20 protein-coding genes and 1 tRNA gene are annotated in these 23459 nt (G+C 49.4%); 6 read left to right on the plus strand and 15 right to left on the minus strand.

Translation table 11 applies throughout. From position 1 onward, the window contains the following. Positions 1-174: 174 nt before the first annotated feature. The 5 genes from ACQYWX_RS24915 (at position 175) to ACQYWX_RS24935 (ending at position 5089) form a co-directional block, all read left to right on the plus strand. A complete protein-coding gene (locus ACQYWX_RS24915) occupies positions 175-1296 on the plus strand; it encodes a branched-chain amino acid ABC transporter substrate-binding protein (RefSeq protein WP_431686740.1) in 1122 nt (373 codons plus the stop codon). Positions 1297-1406: 110 nt separating this feature from the next. Next, a complete protein-coding gene (gene livH, locus ACQYWX_RS24920) occupies positions 1407-2333 on the plus strand; it encodes a high-affinity branched-chain amino acid ABC transporter permease LivH (protein ID WP_279505775.1) in 927 nt (308 codons plus the stop codon). Then, positions 2333-3628, plus strand: a complete 1296-nt coding sequence (locus ACQYWX_RS24925; RefSeq protein ID WP_431686741.1) for a high-affinity branched-chain amino acid ABC transporter permease LivM — start codon at positions 2333-2335, stop codon at positions 3626-3628. Before livH ends, ACQYWX_RS24925 begins: the two co-directional genes overlap by 1 nt. Positions 3629-3632: 4 nt before the next feature. After that, positions 3633-4388, plus strand: coding sequence for a high-affinity branched-chain amino acid ABC transporter ATP-binding protein LivG (gene livG / locus ACQYWX_RS24930; protein WP_279505771.1), 756 nt, complete (start codon positions 3633-3635; stop codon positions 4386-4388). Further along, positions 4388-5089, plus strand: coding sequence for an ABC transporter ATP-binding protein (locus ACQYWX_RS24935; protein WP_431686742.1), 702 nt, complete (start codon positions 4388-4390; stop codon positions 5087-5089). The genes livG and ACQYWX_RS24935 overlap by 1 nt, the downstream gene beginning before the upstream one ends. A gap of 56 nt (positions 5090-5145) precedes the next feature. Here the strand turns inward: ACQYWX_RS24935 and ACQYWX_RS24940 are convergent, their stop codons facing one another. Together ACQYWX_RS24940 and ACQYWX_RS24945 are read right to left on the minus strand one after the other, a co-directional pair. Further along, positions 5146-7038 (minus strand): DUF4105 domain-containing protein, encoded by a 1893-nt coding sequence (locus ACQYWX_RS24940; protein ID WP_431686743.1) that lies wholly within the window; start codon positions 7036-7038, stop codon positions 5146-5148. Positions 7039-7121: 83 nt separating this feature from the next. Then, positions 7122-7604 carry a DUF3015 domain-containing protein gene (locus ACQYWX_RS24945; protein ID WP_279505769.1) on the minus strand — a complete coding sequence of 161 codons (483 nt, stop codon included), beginning with the start codon at positions 7602-7604 and terminating at the stop codon, positions 7122-7124. 140 nt (positions 7605-7744) lie between these two features. Between ACQYWX_RS24945 and ACQYWX_RS24950 the strand changes: the two genes are divergently transcribed. After that, positions 7745-8725, plus strand: a complete 981-nt coding sequence (locus tag ACQYWX_RS24950; protein ID WP_431686744.1) for an alpha/beta hydrolase — start codon at positions 7745-7747, stop codon at positions 8723-8725. Positions 8726-8825: 100 nt separating this feature from the next. Here the strand turns inward: ACQYWX_RS24950 and pnp are convergent, their stop codons facing one another. From pnp to ftsH, 13 genes are all read right to left on the minus strand, one after another. Next, positions 8826-10937 carry a polyribonucleotide nucleotidyltransferase gene (gene pnp / locus ACQYWX_RS24955; protein WP_431686745.1) on the minus strand — a complete coding sequence of 704 codons (2112 nt, stop codon included), beginning with the start codon at positions 10935-10937 and terminating at the stop codon, positions 8826-8828. Between the two features lie 322 nt (positions 10938-11259). Next, positions 11260-11529 (minus strand): 30S ribosomal protein S15, encoded by a 270-nt coding sequence (gene rpsO, locus ACQYWX_RS24960; protein ID WP_127973264.1) that lies wholly within the window; start codon positions 11527-11529, stop codon positions 11260-11262. Positions 11530-11590: 61 nt separating this feature from the next. Continuing rightward, the gene (truB, locus tag ACQYWX_RS24965) at positions 11591-12505 is read right to left on the minus strand and encodes a tRNA pseudouridine(55) synthase TruB (protein ID WP_431686746.1); all 915 of its coding nucleotides are present in this window, start codon (positions 12503-12505) and stop codon (positions 11591-11593) included. A gap of 35 nt (positions 12506-12540) precedes the next feature. Next, the gene (rbfA, locus tag ACQYWX_RS24970; RefSeq protein ID WP_431686747.1) at positions 12541-12945 is read right to left on the minus strand and encodes a 30S ribosome-binding factor RbfA; all 405 of its coding nucleotides are present in this window, start codon (positions 12943-12945) and stop codon (positions 12541-12543) included. A 53-nt stretch (positions 12946-12998) separates the two neighbouring features. Further along, positions 12999-15581, minus strand: coding sequence for a translation initiation factor IF-2 (gene infB, locus ACQYWX_RS24975; protein WP_431686748.1), 2583 nt, complete (start codon positions 15579-15581; stop codon positions 12999-13001). A gap of 24 nt (positions 15582-15605) precedes the next feature. After that, positions 15606-17099 (minus strand): transcription termination factor NusA, encoded by a 1494-nt coding sequence (gene nusA / locus ACQYWX_RS24980; RefSeq protein WP_216736913.1) that lies wholly within the window; start codon positions 17097-17099, stop codon positions 15606-15608. A gap of 18 nt (positions 17100-17117) precedes the next feature. Beyond that, complete coding sequence (gene rimP, locus ACQYWX_RS24985; protein WP_279505761.1) at positions 17118-17570, minus strand: ribosome maturation factor RimP; 453 nt, start codon at positions 17568-17570, stop codon at positions 17118-17120. 211 nt (positions 17571-17781) lie between these two features. Next, a tRNA-Leu gene (locus ACQYWX_RS24990) sits at positions 17782-17867 on the minus strand. Positions 17868-17874: 7 nt separating this feature from the next. Next, positions 17875-18273, minus strand: coding sequence for a preprotein translocase subunit SecG (gene secG, locus ACQYWX_RS24995; protein WP_431686749.1), 399 nt, complete (start codon positions 18271-18273; stop codon positions 17875-17877). Positions 18274-18283: 10 nt separating this feature from the next. After that, positions 18284-19030, minus strand: coding sequence for a triose-phosphate isomerase (tpiA, locus tag ACQYWX_RS25000; protein WP_431686750.1), 747 nt, complete (start codon positions 19028-19030; stop codon positions 18284-18286). Positions 19031-19131: 101 nt separating this feature from the next. Beyond that, on the minus strand, positions 19132-20469 hold the full coding sequence (gene glmM, locus ACQYWX_RS25005; protein ID WP_216736910.1) for a phosphoglucosamine mutase: 1338 nt from the start codon (positions 20467-20469) through the stop codon (positions 19132-19134). Between the two features lie 6 nt (positions 20470-20475). Beyond that, on the minus strand, positions 20476-21303 hold the full coding sequence (gene folP, locus ACQYWX_RS25010) for a dihydropteroate synthase (protein ID WP_431686751.1): 828 nt from the start codon (positions 21301-21303) through the stop codon (positions 20476-20478). Between the two features lie 92 nt (positions 21304-21395). Continuing rightward, entirely contained in the window at positions 21396-23318 is a 1923-nt protein-coding gene (ftsH, locus tag ACQYWX_RS25015; protein ID WP_431689534.1) for an ATP-dependent zinc metalloprotease FtsH, read from the minus strand. Between the last annotated feature and the right edge of the window lie 141 nt (positions 23319-23459).

Here is a 23459-nt window from a genome sequence, read left to right on the forward strand (position 1 = left end):
TGAGGTTAGTATTCCAACTGGTCAATAGGCCAATGGCCTTAAAATAAAAGTCTATTAACGATTAGACCATAATATGCCAGTATGAAGCCCCGTCCGAAAAAGAGCCTCAGAGCTCACTCTACTCGGCGGCGTCTGAACCTGGGATAACTAATAACTTAAATCGGGAAGACAATAATGAAGAAACAGATCGCTCGGAAAGTATTAGGTGTTGGCGCTTCAATTTTATTAATGGGCGGCTTGAACCTGGCTAACGCAGAGACTATCAAAATCGCCATCGCCGGCCCGCAGTCCGGTGACGTTGCTCAGTATGGCGACATGCAGGTAATCGGCGCGGAAATGGCTGTTGAGCAGATCAACGCTGCTGGCGGAGTAAACGGCGACAAGCTTGAGGCGATTAGATACGACGACGCCTGCGAACCCAAGCAAGCTGTGGCCGTAGCCAACAAAATCGTTAATGACGGTGTTAAATTTGTAGTGGGCCACTTGTGCTCCAGTTCCACTCAACCGGCTTCCGACGTCTACGAAGACGAAGGCATCATCACTATCACGCCGGCTTCCACCAACCCGGACATCACTGAGCGCGGCTACCAGATGATTTTCCGCACCATCGGTCTTGATAGCCATCAGGGTCCGACCGCTGGCAAATTCATCGCGACTGTAGTCAAGCCCAAGCGCGTTGCAGTTATTCACGACAAGCAACAGTACGGTGAAGGCATCGCAACTGCGGTAAAGAAAACGCTGGAAGAGAAAAACGTCAACGTCGTACTGTTTGAAGGCGTTAACAAAGGCGACAAAGACTTCTCTCCCCTGATCGCAAAACTGCAGAAAGAGAACGTAGACTTTGTTTACTACGGCGGCTACCACCCTGAGCTGGGGCAGGTTCTGCGCCAAGCATCAGAGAAAGGCCTGGACATCAAGTTCATGGGTCCTGAAGGTGTGGGCAACAAAGACATCAGCCAGATCGCAGGTAAAGCTTCCGAAGGTCTGTACGTGACTCTGCCACCCGCTTTTGATCAGAGACCAGAAAACAAATCGCTGGTTGACGCATTCAAAGCGAAAAGCCAAGACGCCAGCGGCGCATTCGTAATGACTTCCTACGCAGCAGTTCAGGTTATTGCTGACTCAATTAAAGGCGTAGGTTCTACCGATACTGATGCGATCCAAGCTTACCTTCGTAGCCACTCCTTCAAAACCCCCATGGGTGAAATTGCGTTTGACGAAAAAGGCGACTTGAAAGGTTTCGACTTCGAAATCTACACCTGGCACGCAGACGGCTCCAAAACCGTAGTAAAATAAACCGTATCGCTTCATAACAACACCTTCTTTTCGGCTCGCCGAAAGAGGGTGTTTTTATTAGCAAAGCCTGTCAGTTTCTAGGCCGGTTCAAATCTTCCGGAGTAACACCCATGCTAGAAGTGATTCTTTACTTCATTCAGCAATTAATTAACGGAATTACCATTGGGAGCACTTATGCTCTCATCGCCATAGGCTATACCATGGTCTACGGCATAATAGGAATGATCAACTTCGCTCACGGCGAAGTCTACATGATAGGAACTTACGTCGCGTTCATGGCTATTTCTGGTATGGCCATGCTGGGCATTGAGTTTCTTCCATTAATCTTCCTGGTCGCCCTGCTTTCAAGCATGTTGGTGTCCAGTAGCTTCGGTTGGGCCATTGAGCGTATCGCCTACCGCCCACTGCGTGGCGGCAACCGTTTGATCCCCCTTATTTCGGCCATCGGGATGTCCATCTTCCTGCAGAACTACGTTCGTTTAGGACAAGGTTCACGGGATATCGCCATGTCATCTCAGATCAGCGGCGGCTGGAACTTCGGTCCGGAAGACGGCTTCCAGGCGTCCCTTTCCTATATTCAGGTTCTGATCTTCATCGTCACTATCATCTCCATGACAGTGCTGACGCTGTTTATCTCTCGCTCCAGAATGGGTAGAGCCTGTCGCGCCGTCGCGCAGGATTTGAAAATGGCGAACCTGCTTGGCATCGACACCAACCGCGTTATCGCTTCCACTTTCGTCATTGGCGCAGCGCTGGCGGCGGTTGCAGGCACACTGCTCGGTATGTACTACGGCGTCGTAAATGCATTCGTCGGATTCATTGCAGGCCTTAAAGCCTTTACTGCAGCCGTTCTTGGCGGCATCGGCAGTATCCCTGGCGCAATGCTGGGCGGCATCATTCTCGGCGTCACCGAAAGTATGACCGCCGCGTATTTCAGCACAGAGTACAAAGACGTTGTCTCTTTTGCGCTACTGGTGCTGATCTTGTTGTTTAAGCCGACAGGCATACTCGGCAAGCCGGAAGTGGAGAAAATCTAATGCGCAAGAATCTGCCGTTCGCTTTATTCACGGCCGTCATTACTCTGGTTCTGTCCTTGCCGATTTTAGGCCTGAAGCTGACTCATGAAGGCACCAAACTCGTACTCGAAGGCGCTACGCAAAGCACCTACGTGTACATTTTCCTCGCCGCTGCAGCGGTTTTCCTGAGCCAGCTGTTTAGAGAGCAACTAAATGCCGCCAAGGCGGCGGTCAAGCCAAAAGGAAATATTCTGGCCAAGCTAATGCCGCCAGAAGAAAAGCGCGACATGGCTGGCAAAATCTTTTTTGTCGTCCTGCTTATCGCCGCAGTTCTGATTCCTTTCAACACCGGACGCATCTGGTCGGATATCGCTACTTTGGCGCTTATCTACGTTATTCTCGGCCTTGGTCTGAATATCGTAGTCGGTCTGGCTGGCTTGTTAGACTTGGGATACGTGGCTTTCTATGCTGTCGGCGCTTATAGCTACGCCCTGTTATCGCAATACTTTGGTTGGTCATTCTGGGTGTGTCTGCCTATCGGAGCGTTGCTTGCTGCGACATTCGGTTTCCTGCTGGGCTTCCCGGTATTGAGATTACGCGGCGACTATCTCGCCATCGTGACTTTAGGTTTTGGAGAAATCATCCGCATTCTCTTGAACAACCTGACCAGTCTGACTGGCGGACCTAACGGTATTGGCGGCATTCCTAAGCCAACGATTCCAATGCTGCAGTTCGATCCTGAATTCTCCATCGTTAACCTGGAATTCAGCCGTAGAGCCGCCGAAGGCAATGTTGCATTCCATGAGTTCTTTGGCGTTCCTTACGACTCATCTTTGAAAGTTGTCGTGCTTTACCTGATCGCACTAGTGTTGGCTTTGGTGACGATCTTCATCGTTCGCCGCCTGATTCGCATGCCTGTAGGGCGCGCATGGGAAGCCCTGCGTGAAGATGAGATCGCATGTCGCTCACTGGGCTTGAACCGTACTGCTATCAAGCTGTCCGCCTTCACCATCGGCGCAGCATTCGCAGGTTTTGCCGGCTCCCTGTATGGCGCTCGCCAAGGCCATATCAGCCCTGAGTCGTTCATCTTCTTCGAGTCCGTTATTATCCTCGCCATCGTTGTTCTTGGCGGCATGGGCTCGCAAATCGGCGTCATGGTCGCAGCCGTTCTGGTGGTGCTGCTTCAGGAATTGTCGCGGGAATTCGACGAGTATCGCCTACTCGCGTTCGGTATGGTCATGGTGTTGATGATGATCTGGTGTCCGCAAGGCCTGATCCCGATGAAACGCCCACATCTGCAGTTGAAACAGGAGTAGGACAATGCTGTCTGTTCGCGATTTATCCATGAGGTTCGGCGGCCTGCTCGCAGTAAACGGCGTGTCGCTGGACGTCAACGAACGGGAAATCATTTCCATTATCGGCCCTAACGGCGCAGGTAAAACGACCGTCTTTAACTGCATCTCCGGTTTCTATAAGCCGACCTCGGGTCAAATCACCTTTAAAGGTAAGCAGGTACAAGGGTTGCCTGACTTTAAGATTTCCCGCCTTGGCATGGTTCGCACGTTCCAACACGTGCGTCTATTCAACCGCATGACGGTGATTGAAAATCTGTTGGTGGCGCAGCATCGTCACGTCAACACCAACCTGCTTTCTGGCTTATTGAAGACGCCTTCTTATCGTAAGAAAGAAAGCGAGGCCATGGAGAAAGCCGCCTATTGGCTCAAAAAAGTCGATCTGCTGCCACTCGCCAACCGCGAAGCGGGCAACCTCGCTTACGGTCAACAACGCCGTCTGGAAATTGCTCGCTGCATGGTAACAGGACCGGATCTATTGATGTTGGACGAACCCGCAGCCGGCTTGAACCCGAAAGAGACTCGGGATCTCGACGAGCTGATAGTCAGCCTGAAGCATGACTACAACGTCTCCATTCTGTTAATTGAACACGATATGGGGCTGGTAATGGGCATTTCTGATCGCATCTATGTTGTCAGCCAAGGCACGCCTCTGGCCGACGGCAAGCCTGATGAAATTAGAACGAACCCTGATGTCATCAAGGCGTATTTGGGAGAAGACTAATGCTTACACTCGAGAATGTTTACACCCACTACGGCAAGATCGAAGCTCTGCACGGCATCAGTCTGGAAGTCAATCAAGGTGAAATCGTCTCATTAATCGGTGCCAACGGCGCAGGTAAAACCACGTTGTTGATGACGGTCTGTGGCGACCCGAGAGCCAGTGATGGCCGCATCACCTTCATGGGTAAGAACATCACCGAAACGCCGACATCTGAAATCATGCGCAGCGGCATCGCCATTGTGCCTGAGGGTCGCCGTGTTTTCTCTGGTCTCACGGTAGTCGAGAACCTGCAGATGGGCGCGTTTTTCTCTGACAAGAGCGACTTTGCGCGCACGCTGGAATACGTCTATGACCTGTTCCCACGCTTACGCGAACGCCACAGCCAACGTGCAGGTACAATGTCTGGCGGTGAACAGCAAATGCTGGCGATCGGGCGCGCCCTGATGAGCCATCCTAAAATGTTGTTCCTGGACGAGCCGTCATTAGGTCTGGCTCCGATTATCATCAACCAGATATTTGAGATCATCGGCAAGCTCAGAGAAGAAGGCATGACCATCTTTCTGGTGGAGCAGAACGCCAACCAGGCCCTGCGTTTGGCGGATCGTGGTTATGTATTGGAAAACGGCAAAGTCGTGCTTCAGGATACCGGCGCAAACCTGTTGGTGAACGAGGACGTTCGCAAAGCTTACCTAGGCGGCTAAACAACCGCCTCATCTATCCGGCGGCGTCGCAGGCTACCCCTGAGCGCCGCCTTTCCTTAAAAGTAATATCGGTAGGCTATCTCAGCCTCCCATCTGCCGTCACTGCGATTCCATTCTTGAGACAAGTGCGCTCTGAAAGCATGGTTTTGCGCCAGATCGAAGTTTTGCTCCAGCACCCCGCGATAGCGTATTTCATCACTACTAAAGTACTCGCCTTCCACTCTTGTGGACTGAAAACCCCAGGGCAAATTCAATAAATAGCCCGTACTTATTCCCGCCGCCGGGGTGATCCAGGTCTTATACTCCGGATCATGCTCCAAACGCGCGGTCAAAAAGCCGAACAGGCTCAATCCTTCCGCTACGTCATAACTGCGCCCAGCGCCGCCATTTACTTGATAGGCCTTGTCACCGCCAAAGTCACTCCAGACGCGCTCAAAGCCCGCCTGAACTTTCCATGACAATGGACGCAGAAACTTATTAACCGGCGATTGCGAAATAATATTAATAATGTCGAAGCGATGCAGCTTCCAATTGTCATTCTCGTAAAAGCGAAACTGAGCGTCGCCTGCAATTATTTGAGCGCCTCGTGGATAGCCTTCCTGACGATCCAGTAAATCATGATAGCTGTATCTGAATTGAAGCTGAGTAAAAGCATCCGCATCACGACTACCGCCGCCAATGCCCATCATGGTGCTGCCATGCCCAGTTTCGGGTGGCTCAGGGATAGCTGGCTTAACACTATCTGCAGGCAGTTGGCTTATCCGTTGCAGCAGTTTAAAGCTACGGCGCGCCAGATCCGGACTCCTTTGTGTCTTTCTCTGCTCGTAGCGATTATAGCTGTAAGCGGTCTGCGCCACCGCGCCTTGCCGGGAAAGCGGTAAAGCGCTGAAGTCCAAGGACGCCATCATCTCCGGGTTCTCCGCCACCAGGTAGGCCAACTCTCTCTCGGACTCATCCAACCGGCGTATTCTTTCCTTCAACAGCACGGCCTCAGAGGGACGATAGCGCCGTTCCGCCACATAACGCCCTTCTATGACCGCGCGGACAGTGTCGGCCGGAATTGCCGTCAAAGGAAACTTCGATGTCAGAGGCGAAGACGGACGCGCTATCTCAAGTAACTCAAGAAGACGGAAGGCGCAGTTTTCATCCAGAAAGTAATACTTGAAACGCACATCTTTCAGCTCCCATAAGTGCATCAACATCCGCTCTACTTCCTCGGGAGTCAGGTTCAGGCGATATTCCCACATGTCCCGGTTTTCCATGTAGCTGTACTCTTTGATCTTTTCAAAGTAACGCATCATGCTGAACTGACCAGGGTAACCGCCAGCAAGACCTCTATAAGCAAAGAAAATGGAGTTGTCGTCGCCATTGATAGTCGCCCCGAAGTTAAGCGCCCAGGACAACCATTCCGAGTCGTCTTCAACGTTTGCAGGATCAAATCTCAGAAAAGTATGCCCAAACATTGACGATGGACTATTCAAATAGGCGGCCGGAAAAATCAAAGAAACTCTGGCTGCGTTTACCTCCTCGCGCCACTGACGGTATTCTGGGCATGGCAATGGCGTTTGCAAGGAGGCAATATTCGGGAGCTGCGACTCAAGCCATTTCTTACGCAAAGGAAAGCGACACACAATACTTTCTCTTATACCTCTAGCATCACTCACCATAGCTTGCAGGGTTGCCTCAAGTTCCGCCTCGGCATCAACCTTTCCTGTTTTCGCCAGAAAAAAACTTGGATCATCAATGAAACTTGAATAGCCGGTCGGGCTCAAGGAGTCAGAGCGAAAATGCAACAACCCTAACCACTCAGAAGAGGAAGCCAAGGTGTTTAACAACGATTGTTGTCCCTTCAAGGCATCTACAGTGACATCAGAAAGAGCGGCAAATGCAGAGCTGATTAAAAGAAATACAGCAGAAAGGAAAACGAACAGAGAATGCTTCAACCGCATAGGGCGTCATGCGCTCTTAATTGAGATCAGGTTAGAGAAAGAATCAACGCCCGGACCACCGGGCGTCGCTTCATATTCTGACTTCAAGCGGCGTACTTGGAAAGCCTCGTGTCTGTCTTCATCACATCTATGACGGACTGCATCACTTGCTCCGCCGTTACGTTTTCACTGGGGAATAGCTGATTAAAATTATCATGCATAACCTGGTTAAAACGCGCACGGTCTTCCTGCTTCACTTCTAGAGCGACAGCAACAGTGGTCAAAGCATCTCCATGGCCGCGCGCTACATCCTCAGAAAACTCATCCATAATTGGCGTAAGGTTAACCAGGGACGATCCACCATAGGTCAGCACGCCATTCGCCGAACATCCGTTGGTTCCTGAAGTCATGCCGAATGTGTTATTACCCGAAGTGCCATTAGTAATGGTGGCCAAAAGATGGATAGGCAATCCGCTTTCCCCTGCGAACAGCATATTACCCCATCCACAGTCCGGCCCCCCTGGAGCTTCGGCAAATGCGCCTGAAGTCATCGACAAAAACCCAACAGCGAGCATCATTTTTCTCATAACGATTCCTCTTTCAACGTTAGCTTATTCTCGTCGCGTACCATTTGTGCAAATATCAGCGCCCATCCCGGCAACAAACGCCAACCAACTCGTTTAAACGAGTTGCGACAAACTCTTTCTGAAATAGGCATCAAACAGCTATGCTGAAACAGAAACGCTTGGTCATTTCTCACCAGGGCGTACAGACTTGGCGCCATCACATGGCCCGAGGTAAGCCTAGTTCAGGTATACAGGCAGATCAAATTGTGAACGTCAGATCAGATAAATTTAATACTTATACGAAAACTGTTTTCAAACTTGGTTTATTAGGGGCGCTACTTTTTCTGAGTGCTTGCAGTGGGCTGCTCTTTTACCCCGACAAGCATATCTATCGCACACCCGATCAAGCACAAGTTCGTTACGAGAACATATTTCTCGATACGCCAGATGGCGAGCGTCTTCATGGATGGTTGCTTCATGCTTCTATGCCATTACGTGGCGTTGTCTATTTCCTTCATGGAAATGCTGAGAATATAAGTACTCACTGCGGTAACGTGATATGGCTTCCTCAGCAGGGCTATGACGTGTTTTGTCTGGACTACCGGGGGTTTGGTTTATCTTCAGGCAAGCCAGATATGGCTGGCGCTCTTAGTGATGTAGGAACCGGTTACGAGTGGTTGAAAACACATTATTCAGATGCCAACACGCCCCTTTTTGTGCTTGGACAAAGTATCGGCGCAGTGCTCACTATTAATTTTGTAGGGCGGATTCCTCTCAATGATGTAAAACCCACCGCCGTCATCGCCGACGCTCCTTTTAGCGAGCTGAGAGATATAGCACGTGAGAAGCTTGCTGCAGGTTGGCTGACCTGGGCTTTTCAATATCCCTTTTCCTATATGCTTCCAGCGAATTATGACCCTGTAGATTACGTTAGAAATATCTCTCCCATCCCTTTATTGATAATTCACAGCACCTCAGATCAAGTCATTCCCTATCACCATGGAGAGAGAGTATTTCAGCACGCAGGCGATCCCAAATACTTCTTAAGCACCGATACGCCTCACACAGCTACCTTTAGCATTCCAGAATATCGCCAAGTCTTACTGAACTTTCTCGCCAATCCCGAGAAATCGCCACTCTAAATTTGGCTGTCAGTCTTGAAATAGACGCAGCCTCTATTCAGGACGGGTCACGGGCATAAAAAAAGCCGCATTATGCGGCTTTTTCTTAGGAAGAGTGGAATTAACCAGCCATTGAAGCTTTTTCGTCTTCAGTCACTTCCTTAATAGAAAGTTTGATACGGCCGCGAGCGTCAATATCCAGCACCTTAACAACGACTTCCTGGCCTTCTTTCAGATAATCAGTGACATTCTCAACGCGCTCTTGCGCGATCTGAGAAATATGCACCAGACCGTCTTTACCAGGCAAGATGTTCACAAATGCGCCGAACTCAACAATGCGCTCAACCTTACCGCGGTACAGCTTACCAACTTCCGCTTCAGCAGTAATCTCTGTGATGCGATAAATTGCTTCATCCGCCGCCAGTTTGCTCTCCGCGTAGATACGCACAGTACCGCTGTCGTCGATATCGATAGAAGCGCCTGTGTCTTCACAAATAGAACGAATAGTTGCACCGCCCTTACCAATAACGTCGCGGATTTTATCTGGATCAATCTTGATGGTTTCCATCTTCGGCGCGTTATCCGCAACGGAGTCACGAGGAGCGGAAATCACTTTATTCATTTCACCGAGGATATGGAGTCGCGCATGCAGAGCTTGCTCTAACGCAATTTCCATGATTTCGTCGGTAATGCCGTTGATCTTGATATCCATCTGCAGCGCAGTGACGCCCTTCTCGGTTCCCGCCACTTTAAAGTCCATGTCGCCCAGGTGATCTTCATCACCCAAGATATCGGTCAATACAGCGAAGCTTTCGCCTTCTTTAACCAAGCCCATTGCAATACCTGCAACTGGCGCTTTCACAGGAATACCTGCATCCATCAGAGCCAAGCTGCTGCCGCATACGCTGGCCATTGAGCTAGAACCGTTTGACTCCGTGATCTCAGAAACACAGCGAACTGCGTAGGGGAATTCCTCAAGATTCGGCATCAACGCCTGTACGCCACGACGCGCCAAGCGACCGTGACCAATCTCGCGACGACCTACGCCGCCAACTCGGGATGCTTCGCCCACAGAGTATGGAGGGAAGTTATAGTGGAACATGAACGAGTCTTTCTTCTCACCTTCCAGCGCGTCGACCATCAATACATCACGCATGGTGCCCAGAGTCGCCGTCACCAGAGCCTGAGTCTCGCCACGAGTAAACAATGCAGAGCCGTGGGTATTCGGCAGTACGCCAACTTCAATTTTCAGGTCACGAACAGTTTTAGTGTCGCGGCCATCAATACGTGGTTCGCCCTTCAGAATGTTCTCACGGACACAGGCCTTTTCAAGCTTGCTGAAATACTTTTTGACCAATTCGGCTTCGAATTTGCCTTCTTCTTCACCTGCCAACGCTTCTTCAGCCTGCTGACGGAGCTCGCCCAACTTGGCGTAACGATCCGCTTTAACTCGGATGCCGTATGCTTCGCTGATAGAGCCAGCAAATTTGGCCTTCAGCGCATCTAAAAGCTCAGCATTAACCTCTGGAGCCTGCCAATCCCACTTAGGCTTACCAGCTTCCTGAGCGAACTCTTTGATCGCCTGCACAGCCACCTGCATTTCCTGATGAGCGAACAATACCGCGCCAAGCATCTGGTCTTCAGTCAACTCTTTCGCTTCAGATTCAACCATCAGAACCGCATCTTCGGTTCCTGCGACAACCATATCCAAGCTGGAGTTTTCAATTGCTTTAAAACCAGGGTTCAACAGGTAGCCATCTTCTTCAGAGTAACCAACGCGCGCAGCCGCTAATGGGCCCTGGAAGGGAACGCCGGATATTTCCAATGCCGCCGCAGCGCCAATAATGGATGCGATATCTGGATCGACATCCTTGTTCGCGGACATAACGGTACAAATGATTTGCACTTCATTCATGAAGCCATTTGGAAACAGAGGACGAATAGGGCGGTCGATCAGACGGGAGGTCAGAGTTTCTTTCTCTGATGGGCGTCCTTCACGCTTGAAATAACCGCCAGGAATACGACCAGCAGCATAGGTTTTTTCTTGATAGTGAACAGAAAGAGGGAAGAAATCACGTCCTGGAACGGCTTCTTTCTCTGCAACAGCGGTGACCAAAACAACAGTATCGTCCATTGTCACCAACACGGCTCCAGTAGCCTGGCGAGCTATTCGGCCAGTTTCCAGAGTGACTGTTGAGTTGCCGTATTGAAATGTTTTACGAACTGGGTTCACTTTGACTCCTTACGAGTGTTTTTAATTTTTAAGCTTAAGTTTTAATCCGGAATCAGCTGCTACTTACCGATTCGAGCCTTAGATACCCAACAAAGGAACCTTTGATTTATTCGATCTCTCAACAAGATCGCAGACTTCTCCAACACTTAAGGAGCAGGTGTGTACAGAAAATTTCCGTCAGCGCCCGACCCTCTTGCTTCAATTCATCCGGCTCAATGCCTTCAAAAAATCATCAAGTATCGAATAAATCGGAGGTTCCTCAAAAAGTAACGGGGTATCAAATATTTGATACCCCGGATACTAAAGCAATACCTTTGTCTTCTTAGCGACGCAGACCCAGTTTCTGGATCAGGTCAACATAGCGTTGGGTATTTTTGCCTTTCAGGTAATCAAGCAACTTACGACGCTGGTTAACCATACGGATCAAACCACGACGTGAATGGTGGTCATGCTTATTCGCCTGAAAGTGTTCTTGCAGTTTGTTGATATTTGCAGTCAACAGAGCCACTTGAACTTCAGGAGAACCAGTATCACCTTCCTTTACTTGGTATTCCTTAACAATAGCCGACTTTTCGGTAGCAGATAATGCCATGATTTTTCTCCAAATATGCGATTAATGCGGAAACGACCGCGCATATTAACAGCCGCCCCATTTATTCAGCGCTTAATGCGCTCACATTCAGTAACCGAACGGGTTTTACCGTTCCGTCACTCATCACTTCTCCCAAGCCGATAAACCTACGTCCGTTAGAATATAAACGCACCCTACCCTCGCTTGAGAGAGGCGATATTTTAACCGTTTGCCCCTGGATAATCGAGCCCGTATTAGCTTCATCAAGTAATATTTCAGGGAATTGCCGGACCGATGAATCAACAGGCAACAAACGTTGCTGATATCTCTCTGCCGCAAGCTGACGCCCGCTTTCATCCTCAAATGGCACAAAGCTGGCGCAATCCTCCAGCGCAAATGGCCCGCAACGAGTACGACGCAATTCCGCCACATGCGCACCACATCCTATAACTTCACCAATATCTTCCACAAGGTTTCGAATATAGGTCCCTTTACTGCAGAGAACCCGCAAGCGTAAATATGGTTGAGTATATTCCAGGAGCTCAAGCTCATGGATCACGATGTCTCTCGCTTCCCGCTCAACCTCAATACCTTGCCTGGCAAGCTTATAAAGCGGAGTTCCTTTGTGTTTAAGCGCAGAATACATGGAGGGAATCTGTTTTAGATTCCCTCGAAATTGCTTGAGGATGTTTTCCAGTTCGGAAATAGACAGATCAGGAACAGGCGACTCGGTAATGATATCGCCCTCAGCGTCAGACGTAGTGGTAGTGCGCCCAAGGTAAGCGCAGGTCACATACTCTTTATCTGAATCCAGCAGTAGCTGGCTAAACTTGGTCGCCTCACCGAAGCACAATGGAAGCACCCCAGTCGCAAGAGGATCCAAGGCGCCCGTATGGCCCGCCTTCTGCGCATTCAGCGCATATTTAACCTTCTGCAAAACCGCATTGGAAGTCCAATCTTGCGGTTTATCGACAACCAATACGCCATCTAAAGGCACGCCTTTCTTACGCCTTGCCACTGCCAACGATACCCTCAGTTGAGACTATCGTCTTTAGTGTCAGTAGCGCCGCCATCTTTGGCGCGCGCTTTCTGAATCAGCGCCCCTAATCGTTGAGCATTACTAACGGAAGCGTCGTAATGGAAACGTAGTTGAGGCATGACTCTAAGCTTGATTGCACGTCCTAACTCGGAACGCAAAAACCCTGCAGCGCTCTCTAGAACTTTCAGAGAAGCTTTAGAAGCATCGCCATCTTCCACATCCTTCAAATTCAGAACAGTTACATATACATCAGCGTAAGAGAGATCTTTGCTCACTTTAACGCTGTTTACAGTAACCATTCCCAAACGGGGATCCTTCAATTCCCTTTGAATCAGCTGCGCAAGCTCTTTTTGAATTTGTTCCGCAACTCTGTCTAATCGACTGAACTCTCGAGCCATCTATGTCTTTACTCTTAATTGCATGCAGCGACTACACAAGAAATGAATGAGCGTTACAGAGAACGCTCAACTCTTATCTTGTCGAATACTTCGATGATATCGCCGACTTTAACTTCATAGTTGCGAACACCGATACCACATTCGGTACCTGCACGCACTTCTGCTACGTCATCCTTGAAGCGGCGCAGAGATTCAAGCTCGCCTTCAAAAATAACCACGTTGTCGCGCAATACTCTAATAGGCTTGTTGCGATATACAGCGCCTTCCAGAACCATACAGCCAGCAACTTGTCCGAATTTCGGGCTCTTGAACGTATCGCGCACTTCTGCGGTGCCGACGATATCTTCCCGGAACTCCGGCGCCAACATACCAGTTAGAGCCTTCTTAACATCATCAATAATGTTGTAGATGACGCTATAGTAACGGAGCTCTATGCCTTCTTTTTCAACGATTTTACGAGCGCTTGCGTCTGCACGCACATTGAAGCCCACTATGATCGCCTGAGTAGAAAGCGCCAGGTTAGCATCCGTTTCAGTAATGCCGCCAACACCGCTCGCTACGATCTTGACCTGAACTTCTTCATTACCAATTTCGGTCAGAGCGCCAATCAACGCCTCCAAAGAGCCGCGCACATCTGTCTTTAATACAATGTTTAGCTCTTTTACGCCGCCTTTACCCATGTTTTCAAATAGGTTTTCTAGGCTCGCAGCCTGTTGACGCTGAAGGCGGGTCTGGCGCTCTTTATTGTGACGGAATTCGGCAACTTCACGCGCTTTTTTCTCGTCAGGCACAACAATAAACTCGTCGCCAGCATCGGGAGTGCCGTTCAACCCTAAAATTTCCACTGGAATTGAAGGGCCAGCATACTGAACATTCTGACCATTCTCGTTCACCATGGCTCTTACTCGACCATAGTACTCTCCAGCCAAAACGATATCGCCATGGCGCAGAGTTCCGTTTTGAACAAGCACGGTAGCAACAGAGCCGCGACCACGATCCAGGCTGGACTCAATGACCACACCTTTACCTGGCGCATCAGGCACCGCCGTCAGCTCCAACATTTCCGACTGTAGCAGTACCGCTTCCAAAAGGTCGTCAATACCATCGCCAGTATGAGCAGACACAGGAACAAACTGAACGTCGCCACCCCACTCTTCAGGAATAACATCGAGAGCAGACAGCTCGTTCTTAACACGATCAGGATCTGCTTGCTCTTTGTCCATTTTGTTGACAGCCACTACCAGTGGCACGCCAGCAGCTTTTGCGTGCTGAACCGCTTCTTGCGTTTGCGGCATGACACCATCGTCTGCAGCGACAACAAGTATAACAATATCAGTACATTGCGCCCCGCGAGCACGCATAGCGGTGAACGCAGCATGCCCGGGCGTATCCAGGAACGAGATCATTCCTCGAGGTGTTTCTACATGATATGCGCCGATATGCTGAGTAATCCCACCAGACTCCTGAGCCGCCACCTTCGCGCGACGAATGTAGTCGAGCAACGAGGTCTTACCATGGTCAACATGCCCCATAACACTGACAACTGGAGCGCGCGATTTTGATTCGCCTTCAAAAGAAATGGACTCAAGTACTTCCGTCTCTACCGCGTCTTCTTGAAGCAGCTTGACTTTATGACCCATTTCTTCAGCTACAAGCTGAGCGACATCTTGATCGATTGCCTGATTTAAAGTCGCCATGATCCCCATACCCATCAGGCGTTTAACAACTTCTACGCCTTTCACGGACATTTTCTGGGCTAGTTCTGCGACTGTAATAGTATCCGAAATCACAACCTCCCGAACAATTGGTTGGACAGAACGGTCCTGAACCACCTTGCTCTTCTTTTTACGTTGACGAGCCCGCCTAGGGGCATCTTCACTTGAGTCATCCTCTTCAACTGCGATGACTTTTGAAGACTTGAGTTGAGGCGCAGGCTTAGGCTTATGCTTCTCGCGACGCTTAAGGTCTTCTGCGTCGGCAGGCTCTCGACGCACCTCGGAGTCTTCTTTGTTACGTCTATGCTTAGACGTTTTTCTTGCTTCTGACTTTTCAGCGTCATTCTCTTCCTGATCAGCCGTCCCGCCAGGTTTCTCCTGCCCGCTTTCAGCAGTTGCGACGCCAACTGCCTCATCGGCTGTTGCTTCTGACGCTATCTCGACTTCTTGAGTATCTGTGTTCACCATTTCCTGCTGCGCGCTTTCAACGACTTCAGTAGTAGCCTCTATAACCGACTCATTCTGAAGCGCAGGTTCAAGCTCTGTTTCTCGTTCTCTCGCGGCTTCTTCAGCAGCTCTCTGTATATCCTGTTGCTTCTGCGCGTCTATATCATTGGCAGCGTCACTACGTTTGATGTAGGTCCGCTTCTTACGCACTTCAACGTTAATAGAGCGATTCGCCCCTGTTCCTGAGGCTTTCAGCGTAGTGGTGGTCTTACGCTTCAAGGTGATTTTCTTTGGCTCAGAAAATGATTCGCCATGGCTTTGCTTTAAAAACGCCAATAGTTTCTGTTTCTCTGAGTCAGTAACAATATCGCCTTCACCGCGCTTTTCCAGACCCGCGTCAACCATCTGCTTTAACAGACGCTCAACGGGAGCCCCGACGTCTTCGGCAAGCTGCTTAATAGTAACTTCTGCCATGCTTGTCTCCTGTTTGCCCCCGAATTACTGTTGTTCCTCAAACCATGGTTTACGCGCCGTCATGATTAGCTGCGCAGCTCGTTCTTCATCAACTTCATCTATATCGAGGAGGTCATCAACAGATTGTTCGGCCAAGTCTTCCATCGTGACAATACCTTTGCTTGCGAGCACAAACGCCAAGTGCCGGTCCATCCCCTCCATGTTTAACAGGTCTTCCGCTGGCTCCGCTTTTTCCAGTTGCTCTTCGCTTGCTAGTGCTTGATTGATCAGAACATTTTTCGCTCGTTTACGAAGTTCAGTCACCAGATCTTCGTCGAAATCTTCGATAGCGAGCATCTCTTCCATCGGGACGTAGGCGACCTCTTCCAGCGACGTAAAGCCTTCGGAAGCCAATACCTCAGCCAAATCTTCCTCTACGCCCAGCTGGTCGATAAAGCAGTCGACATAGCGTCTAAACTCTTCTTCCTGCTGCTGCCCAGCTTGCTCCTCAGTTAGAACATTGATTTCCCATCCAGTCATTTCTGAGGCTAATTTGACATTCTGCCCGCTACGTCCAATCGCCATAGCCAAATTATCTTCTGAAACAGCCACCTGCATAGTGTGACTATCTTCATCAATGATAATGGAAGCCACTTCCGCTGGGGCCATAGCGTTAATAACCAACTGAGCGGGGTTATCATCCCACAGAACAATGTCGATACGCTCGTTACCAAGTTCACTGGAAACCGCTTGTACTCGCGAGCCTCGCATACCTACACAGGCGCCAACTGGGTCTATACGTCCATCATTTGTCTTAACTGCAATCTTCGCCCGTGAACCGGGATCACGTGCAGCGGCTTTGATCTCAATAACTTCTTCCGCGATTTCAGGCACTTCAATTCTGAAAAGCTCAATCAACATTTGAGAGCAAGCACGGCTCAAAATCAATTGAGGCCCTCGGTTATCCATTCGGATATCCAATAGCAATGCACGAACACGATCACCTACACGATAGGTCTCTCTGCTGATCAACTGGTCCTTTGGCAACAGCGCTTCGGCGTTGGCGCCCAAGTCAACAATTATGTTATCTCGGGTCACTTTCTTGACGACGCCACTTACCAAATCGCCGACTTTTTCTCGATAGCTGTCGACGATTTTAGTCCGCTCAGCCTCACGCACCTTTTGAACAATGATCTGTTTGGCTGCTTGCGCGCCAATTCGTCCAAAGGCGACCGCCTCAACTTCCTCTTCATGGATGTCGCCTGGCTTCAGGTCAAGACCACTTTCATGTATCTCTTCCAGAGTAAGTTCAGTTCCTAAAGCAGGAACAGCATCATTATCCACCACCAACCAACGACGAAACGCCTGATACTCACCAGTCTTTCTATCGATATCCACTCGAATATCGGCCTCTTCGTCTTCATAGCGCTTTTTAGTAGCGGTAGCCAAAGCCAATTCAATAGCTTCGAAAATGACGTCTTTATCTACCCCTTTTTCGTTGGAGACCGCTTCCACAACCAACAAGATTTCTTTGTTCATCTTTACCCCGTAATCCCATCAATACTGCGGCACAACATTCGCTTTATCTATCGTTTCCACAGGAAATATAAATTCTTCCGCGTCCACTTGGAGCACTATTTCATCATTTTCAACAGCCGCCAAAAGGCCCTTGAACTTACGCCGCCCATTAAAAGGCGCTTGCAGCCTGACCTCAACAACAGAGCCTATATATGCCTTATATTGCTCAATGTTAAAGAGCGGCCGATCCCACCCTGGCGAAGAAACTTCCAGGGTATACTCCCCCTTTATCGGATCTTCAACATCCAAGATAGCGCTAATTTGACGACTCACTTTTTCACAGTCATCAACCAGCACCCCGGACTCTTTGTCGATATAGATTCGCAACAAACTCCTCTTCCCTTGGGCAATGAAATCCATTCCCCAAAAGTCGCAGCCCATTCCTTCTACCACGGGCTTGAGAAGTTGGTATAGATCGTCTTTACGAGCCAATAGATTATCTCCGATAGGGAGCACACCCAGCGTGACCTACGCTAAGTCGCCAAACAAAAAATGGGCACTAAGCCCATCCTCCGACCACACCATAGTGCAGTTAATAAAAAACCCCTGAAAAGGGGTTTTACAACGCGTATCCCAGAAAATACGGCAGCAAAATTATAGTTGCTGCAAAGAAGGCGAGCAACGGGCTCGCCTGTCTTTAATATGGTGCCGAAGGCCGGACTTGAACCGGCACAGCCATAGGCTACTACCCCCTCAAGATAGCGTGTCTACCAATTTCACCACTTCGGCATAAACCTTATTCTAACTCAGGCTTGCTATCGGAAGGAGTTTCCGAAGCGCTCTGAGATTCACCAGCATTTGCAGATCCTGCTTCAGTAGAAGGCTCACCAGACTCTGAGGAAGAGCCAGAAACCGTTTCAACAACAGGAACTCCGCTTGCAGTGACCTGACCAGCTTTCTGCTTAGCAACATAAGCTAATGCAAAACTACTCAGAAAGAAAACGATGGCTAATGTAGTTGTCATTTTGGTCAAAAAAGAACCACTACCACCAGAACCAAAAACTGTTTGAGATGCGCCACCGCCAAAGGAAGCACCCATGTCAGCGCCTTTACCCTGCTGAATCAACACCAAGCCAATAACGCCAGCTGCAACGATCACATGAACTATAACAATCAGGGTTTCAAACAGTTCCATTTAATCTACCTTACTCTACCGCAGCCTCGATAATAGAGACGAATTCTTCCGAGACTAACGAGGCCCCACCAACTAGCGCCCCATCTACATCCGGCATTGAGAACAGTTCTTTCGCATTTGACGACTTAACGCTGCCGCCATACAAAATTCTAATTTTATCCGCAATCTGCGGAAAATGCTTGCGGATATTATCCCGCAACGCTTTATGCATACTCTGCGCATCATTTGGCGATGCAGTTTTACCTGTGCCTATAGCCCATACCGGCTCATAAGCTACCACCCACGACTCATCGGGCTGCACTGACAAGAACACGGCATCAAGTTGTTTAAGCGCAACTTCTTCAGCCCGTCCCGACTCACGCTCTTCCAACGTTTCGCCAATACACAGTATCGGCTTCAATCCTGAATCAATGGCTCGCTTAACTTTACAGGCAATGACATCATCACTTTCAGCAAATAACGCCCTGCGCTCAGAATGCCCCAAAATTACCCAAGAGCACTTTACATCGGCGCACATTCTTGCACTGACTTCACCAGTATAAGCACCTTCCTCGGTGGCGGAGCAATTCTGAGCCCCTAACTCAACCTTAGAGCCAGAAACTGCATCTCCAACACTTGGAAGATACGGAAAAGGAGGACAAACCACCACGTCCACTGAGCCTAGCGCCTTAGCGCCAACTATACTGTCTAATAGATCTGCATTACGCTCGAGACTTCCATTAGATTTCCAGTTTCCGGCAATCAGTTTTTTTCGCATTCAACCCTCCAGTTCGCGCGAGGCGCACATACTAACCAAACTCCCTATAAGTTACAAGTAGCGCGCCGTTATTATCTCACTACTCAATGCGCTGAAGGTGTTCACACAGATCCTTCAACTATTTTGGCCAACTCAGCAACTATAGACCGGACCTTCGCCTCATCTTCACCTTCAGCCATTACTCGAATAACTGGCTCTGTCCCTGATGGCCTCAATAACACCCTTCCCTTGCCTGCAAATTGTTTTTCTGCACTAGCAATTGCAGACTGGATTGTCACATGCCCTTTTATATCCACTTTCTGACTCACCCTCACATTTATCATATGCTGGGGCAGCTTACTCATGCCTTTTTTAGCTTCGTGGAGCGTAATTCCCAAGTCAGAAAGCGCAGCCAAAACCTGAAGAGAGGAAATAATACCATCTCCCGTTGTAGTCCGATCCAAACAAACAATATGCCCAGAACCTTCGCCACCCAGACACCAATCGTTGCGCAACAATGCCTCCATGACATATCTATCGCCAACATTAGCGCGCTCAAAGGGAATCCCCAACTCACCAAACGCAAGTTCTGCGCCGAAGTTCGTCATCAGCGTTCCAACAACCCCTCCCTTTAAACGCCCCTTACGCATCTTGTCGCGCGCAATGATATACAGAATCTCATCACCATCAACAATCTCGCCTTTGTGATCAACCATGACAACACGATCCCCATCACCGTCGAAGGCAATCCCCAGATCTGCGCCGGTTTCAACAACTTTGGCCGCCAGCTGATCAGGATGCGTAGAACCTATTTCATGATTAATGTTCAAACCATCAGGCGTCACACCAATAGTTTCCACTTTGGCACCAAGCTCCTTAAACACGCTGGGCGCGACCTGATAGGTGGCGCCTTGCGCGCAGTCCAGAACAACTCGCATCCCAGCAAAAGACATATGAAACGGAACTGTACTTTTACAGAACTCTATATATCGGCCTTTTGCATCTTCAAACCGAGCCGCCTTACCTAACTGGCTTGACGGCACGATCTCCATGGGCTGCCGAATGAAATGCTCAATCTGCTCCTCTGTTGAGTCAGGAAGCTTGGTTCCCTCAGCCGAGAAAAATTTAACGCCGTTGTCATTGAACGGGTTATGTGAAGCACTAATGACAATACCTGCACAAGCGCGAAATGTGCGAGTAAGATACGCAATAGCAGGGGTTGGCATCGGCCCTAGCATCGCCACATCCACACCAGCTGCAGCCAGCCCAGACTCCAGCGCGGACTCAAAAATGTATCCAGATATACGAGTATCCTTACCGATGAGGACCCGGTTACGACGCCCTTCCTGACGAAAAACACGTCCAGCCGCCCACCCTAGCTTCAACATAAATTCCGGGGTAATAGGGCCTTCACCTACTCTTCCACGTATCCCATCAGTACCAAAATACTCTTTACTCATATCTGTTTAGACTCCTCTAATCGCTGCAGCCACTTTAATTGCATCGACAGTGGCTCCGACGTCATGCGCTCTAATAATTCGAGCGCCGTTATATATGGCGACTGCCGCAGCGGAAACGCTTGCAATTAAACGCTCCTCCACTGCTTTACCGGTTATCATTCCCAGCATGCTTTTGCGTGACACCCCCACCAGCACCGGGGACCCCATGTCCACAAACGCTTGCAAATGTTTCATTAAGGCAAGGTTGTGCTCCAAGGTTTTGCCAAAACCAAACCCCGGATCTAACATTATTCTATCTATATCGATTCCAGCCTCGAGGGCGGCGGAGCGCCTCGCATCCAAATATGACGAGACTTCATTAACAATATCAGTATAGGTTGGATTATCCTGCATAGCCCCGGGCTCGCCTTTCATATGCATCAGACAAATAGCCGCCTTTGAAGATGCTGCCGCCTCCAAAGCGCCATCCCGAGTCAATGCACGCACGTCATTAATTAAGTCCGCCCCGAGCGCCACAGATTCAGTCATTACTTCCGGGGTGCTGGTGTCTACGGAAATATGCACATCAAAACGCGCGCGAACAACCTCAACTAAAGGACAAACTCTATCCAACTCTTGACTAACCGTCACCGGAGCTGCTCCCGGCCTAGTGGACTCACCACCAATATCAATAAAGACGGCGCCTTCAGAAACCATCTTTTCAACCTGCCTTAAAGCGTCATCCGGGGACAAAAACCGTCCCCCGTCAGAAAAAGAATCAGGAGTGACATTCAATACTCCCATTACCACAGGGGCGCTCAAGTCCAATATAGAGTTTGGAAGTGTCAGCTTCATTCGTTATCTCATTCGAAATCTGGAGAGGGTTATACAAAATAAAAAGACCCGGTAAAACCGGGTCATTTAGCTAGACTGAAATGCTTATTGAATTAATGAGATCCGGCCGCTCCGCCAATCTCACCACCTTTCGGAGGGTTCGCATTTGCTTCGACATCTTTTACAGGCTGAGCGCCACTAGGCGGATTAGAGTCGCCCCACCCTTTCGGAGGCGGCGGCTCCTGATCAGCCATGATAGCGTCGATTTGCTCTGAATCTATCGTTTCGTACTTCATCAAAGCATCTGCCATCATGTGCAGCTTACTCATGTTTTCAACGAGCAATTTGCGCGCATGCTCGTAGCAGTCATCAATAATGGTTCTTACTTCATCATCAATACGCTGCGCCGTTTCGGGAGAGTATACCTTCTGAGCATGACCAGCCGAACGCCCTAAAAAAACCTCTTCGTTGTCATCATCATATAGTAGAGGCCCCAACTTATCCGACAACCCCCACTTCGTAACCATATTGCGAGCAAGGCCAGTGGCGCGCTTGATGTCATTGGAAGCGCCGGTCGTAACCCCCTCAACTCCCAATGTCAGCTCTTCAGCGATACGACCACCAAACAAGCTACATATATTACTGATGAGATACTGTCGGCTATGACTGTAACGATCCTCTTCTGGCAAGAACATCGTCACACCCAAAGCGCGGCCACGAGGAATGATACTGACTTTGTAAACAGGATCGTGCTCAGGCACCAACCTACCGACAATGGCATGGCCCGCTTCATGATAAGCTGTGTTACGCTTCTCTTTCTCTGACATAACCATAGACTTGCGCTCTGCGCCCATCATGATTTTGTCTTTCGCCAACTCCATTTCATGCATGCCTACAGTGCGCTTGTTAGCGCGAGCAGAGAATAACGCAGCCTCATTTACCAAGTTCGCAAGGTCCGCGCCGGAAAACCCGGGCGTTCCACGTGCAATAACGGAAGCATTCACATCATCCTCAAGCGGCACTTTACGGAGGTGCACTTTCAAAATCTGTTCACGCCCAACAATATCTGGAAGCCCCACAACCACCTGACGGTCAAAGCGACCAGGACGCAATAACGCAGGGTCGAGAACATCAGGACGGTTGGTCGCAGCGATTACAATTACGCCTTCATTACCTTCAAAACCGTCCATTTCGACCAATAACTGGTTCAAAGTCTGTTCACGCTCGTCATGCCCGCCGCCCAGACCTGCGCCACGGTGACGACCGACAGCATCAATCTCATCGATAAAGATAATGCAAGGCGCCTGCTTCTTCGCCTGATCGAACATATCTCTGACACGCGAGGCGCCAACCCCGACAAACATCTCAACGAAATCGGAGCCAGAAATTGAGAAGAAAGGAACTTTCGCTTCACCAGCAATGGCCTTCGCCAGCAAAGTTTTACCAGTTCCGGGGTTACCTACCATCAGTACGCCACGGGGAATTCTGCCACCCAGACGTTGGAATTTACTGGGATCACGCAAGAAGTCTACGATTTCCTTTACTTCTTCTTTAGCTTCATCAACACCAGCCACATCAGCAAAGGTCGTCTTTATCTGATCCTCGCCCATAAGTCGGGCTTTACTCTTGCCAAATGACATCGGGCCCTTGCCGCCAGCCCCCCCCTGCATCTGCCGCATGAAGAACATAAAGACCGCAATAATGACCAATATCGGGAACGAGGCGACTAATAGTTGAGTCCAGATACTTTGAGTTTCTGGCTCGCGCCCCTCGACGACCACCTCATTTTTCATAAGGTCGCCAATTAAACCCAGGTCAGGAATTTCAGGACGGATAGTTGCGAACCTAGACCCATCTTGCCTTTCCCCATCAATCGCCACACCGTCTATGACTACTTTTTTCACCTGGCCATTGTTGACCATCTGTAGAAATTCAGAGTAATTGAGCTTTTGTGCGGACGAGGGGACATTGAAGTTGTTAAATACCGTCAGCAGCACTGCTGCGATAATCAACCAAAGTAATAAATTTTTAGCCATATCGTTCAAGGGCCATCCCTCTTTTCTTACAGACTCGAATAATGATTTGTCGCTCGGTTCTATGCATTCGCAGGGTTTAGATAACACCAAACCATACTATATGTCCATTATCGCCGCTATTTACATTAATTTTACTAAACA

The organism is Hahella sp. NBU794 (assembly GCF_050749805.1).
Lineage (GTDB): Bacteria > Pseudomonadota > Gammaproteobacteria > Pseudomonadales > Oleiphilaceae > Hahella.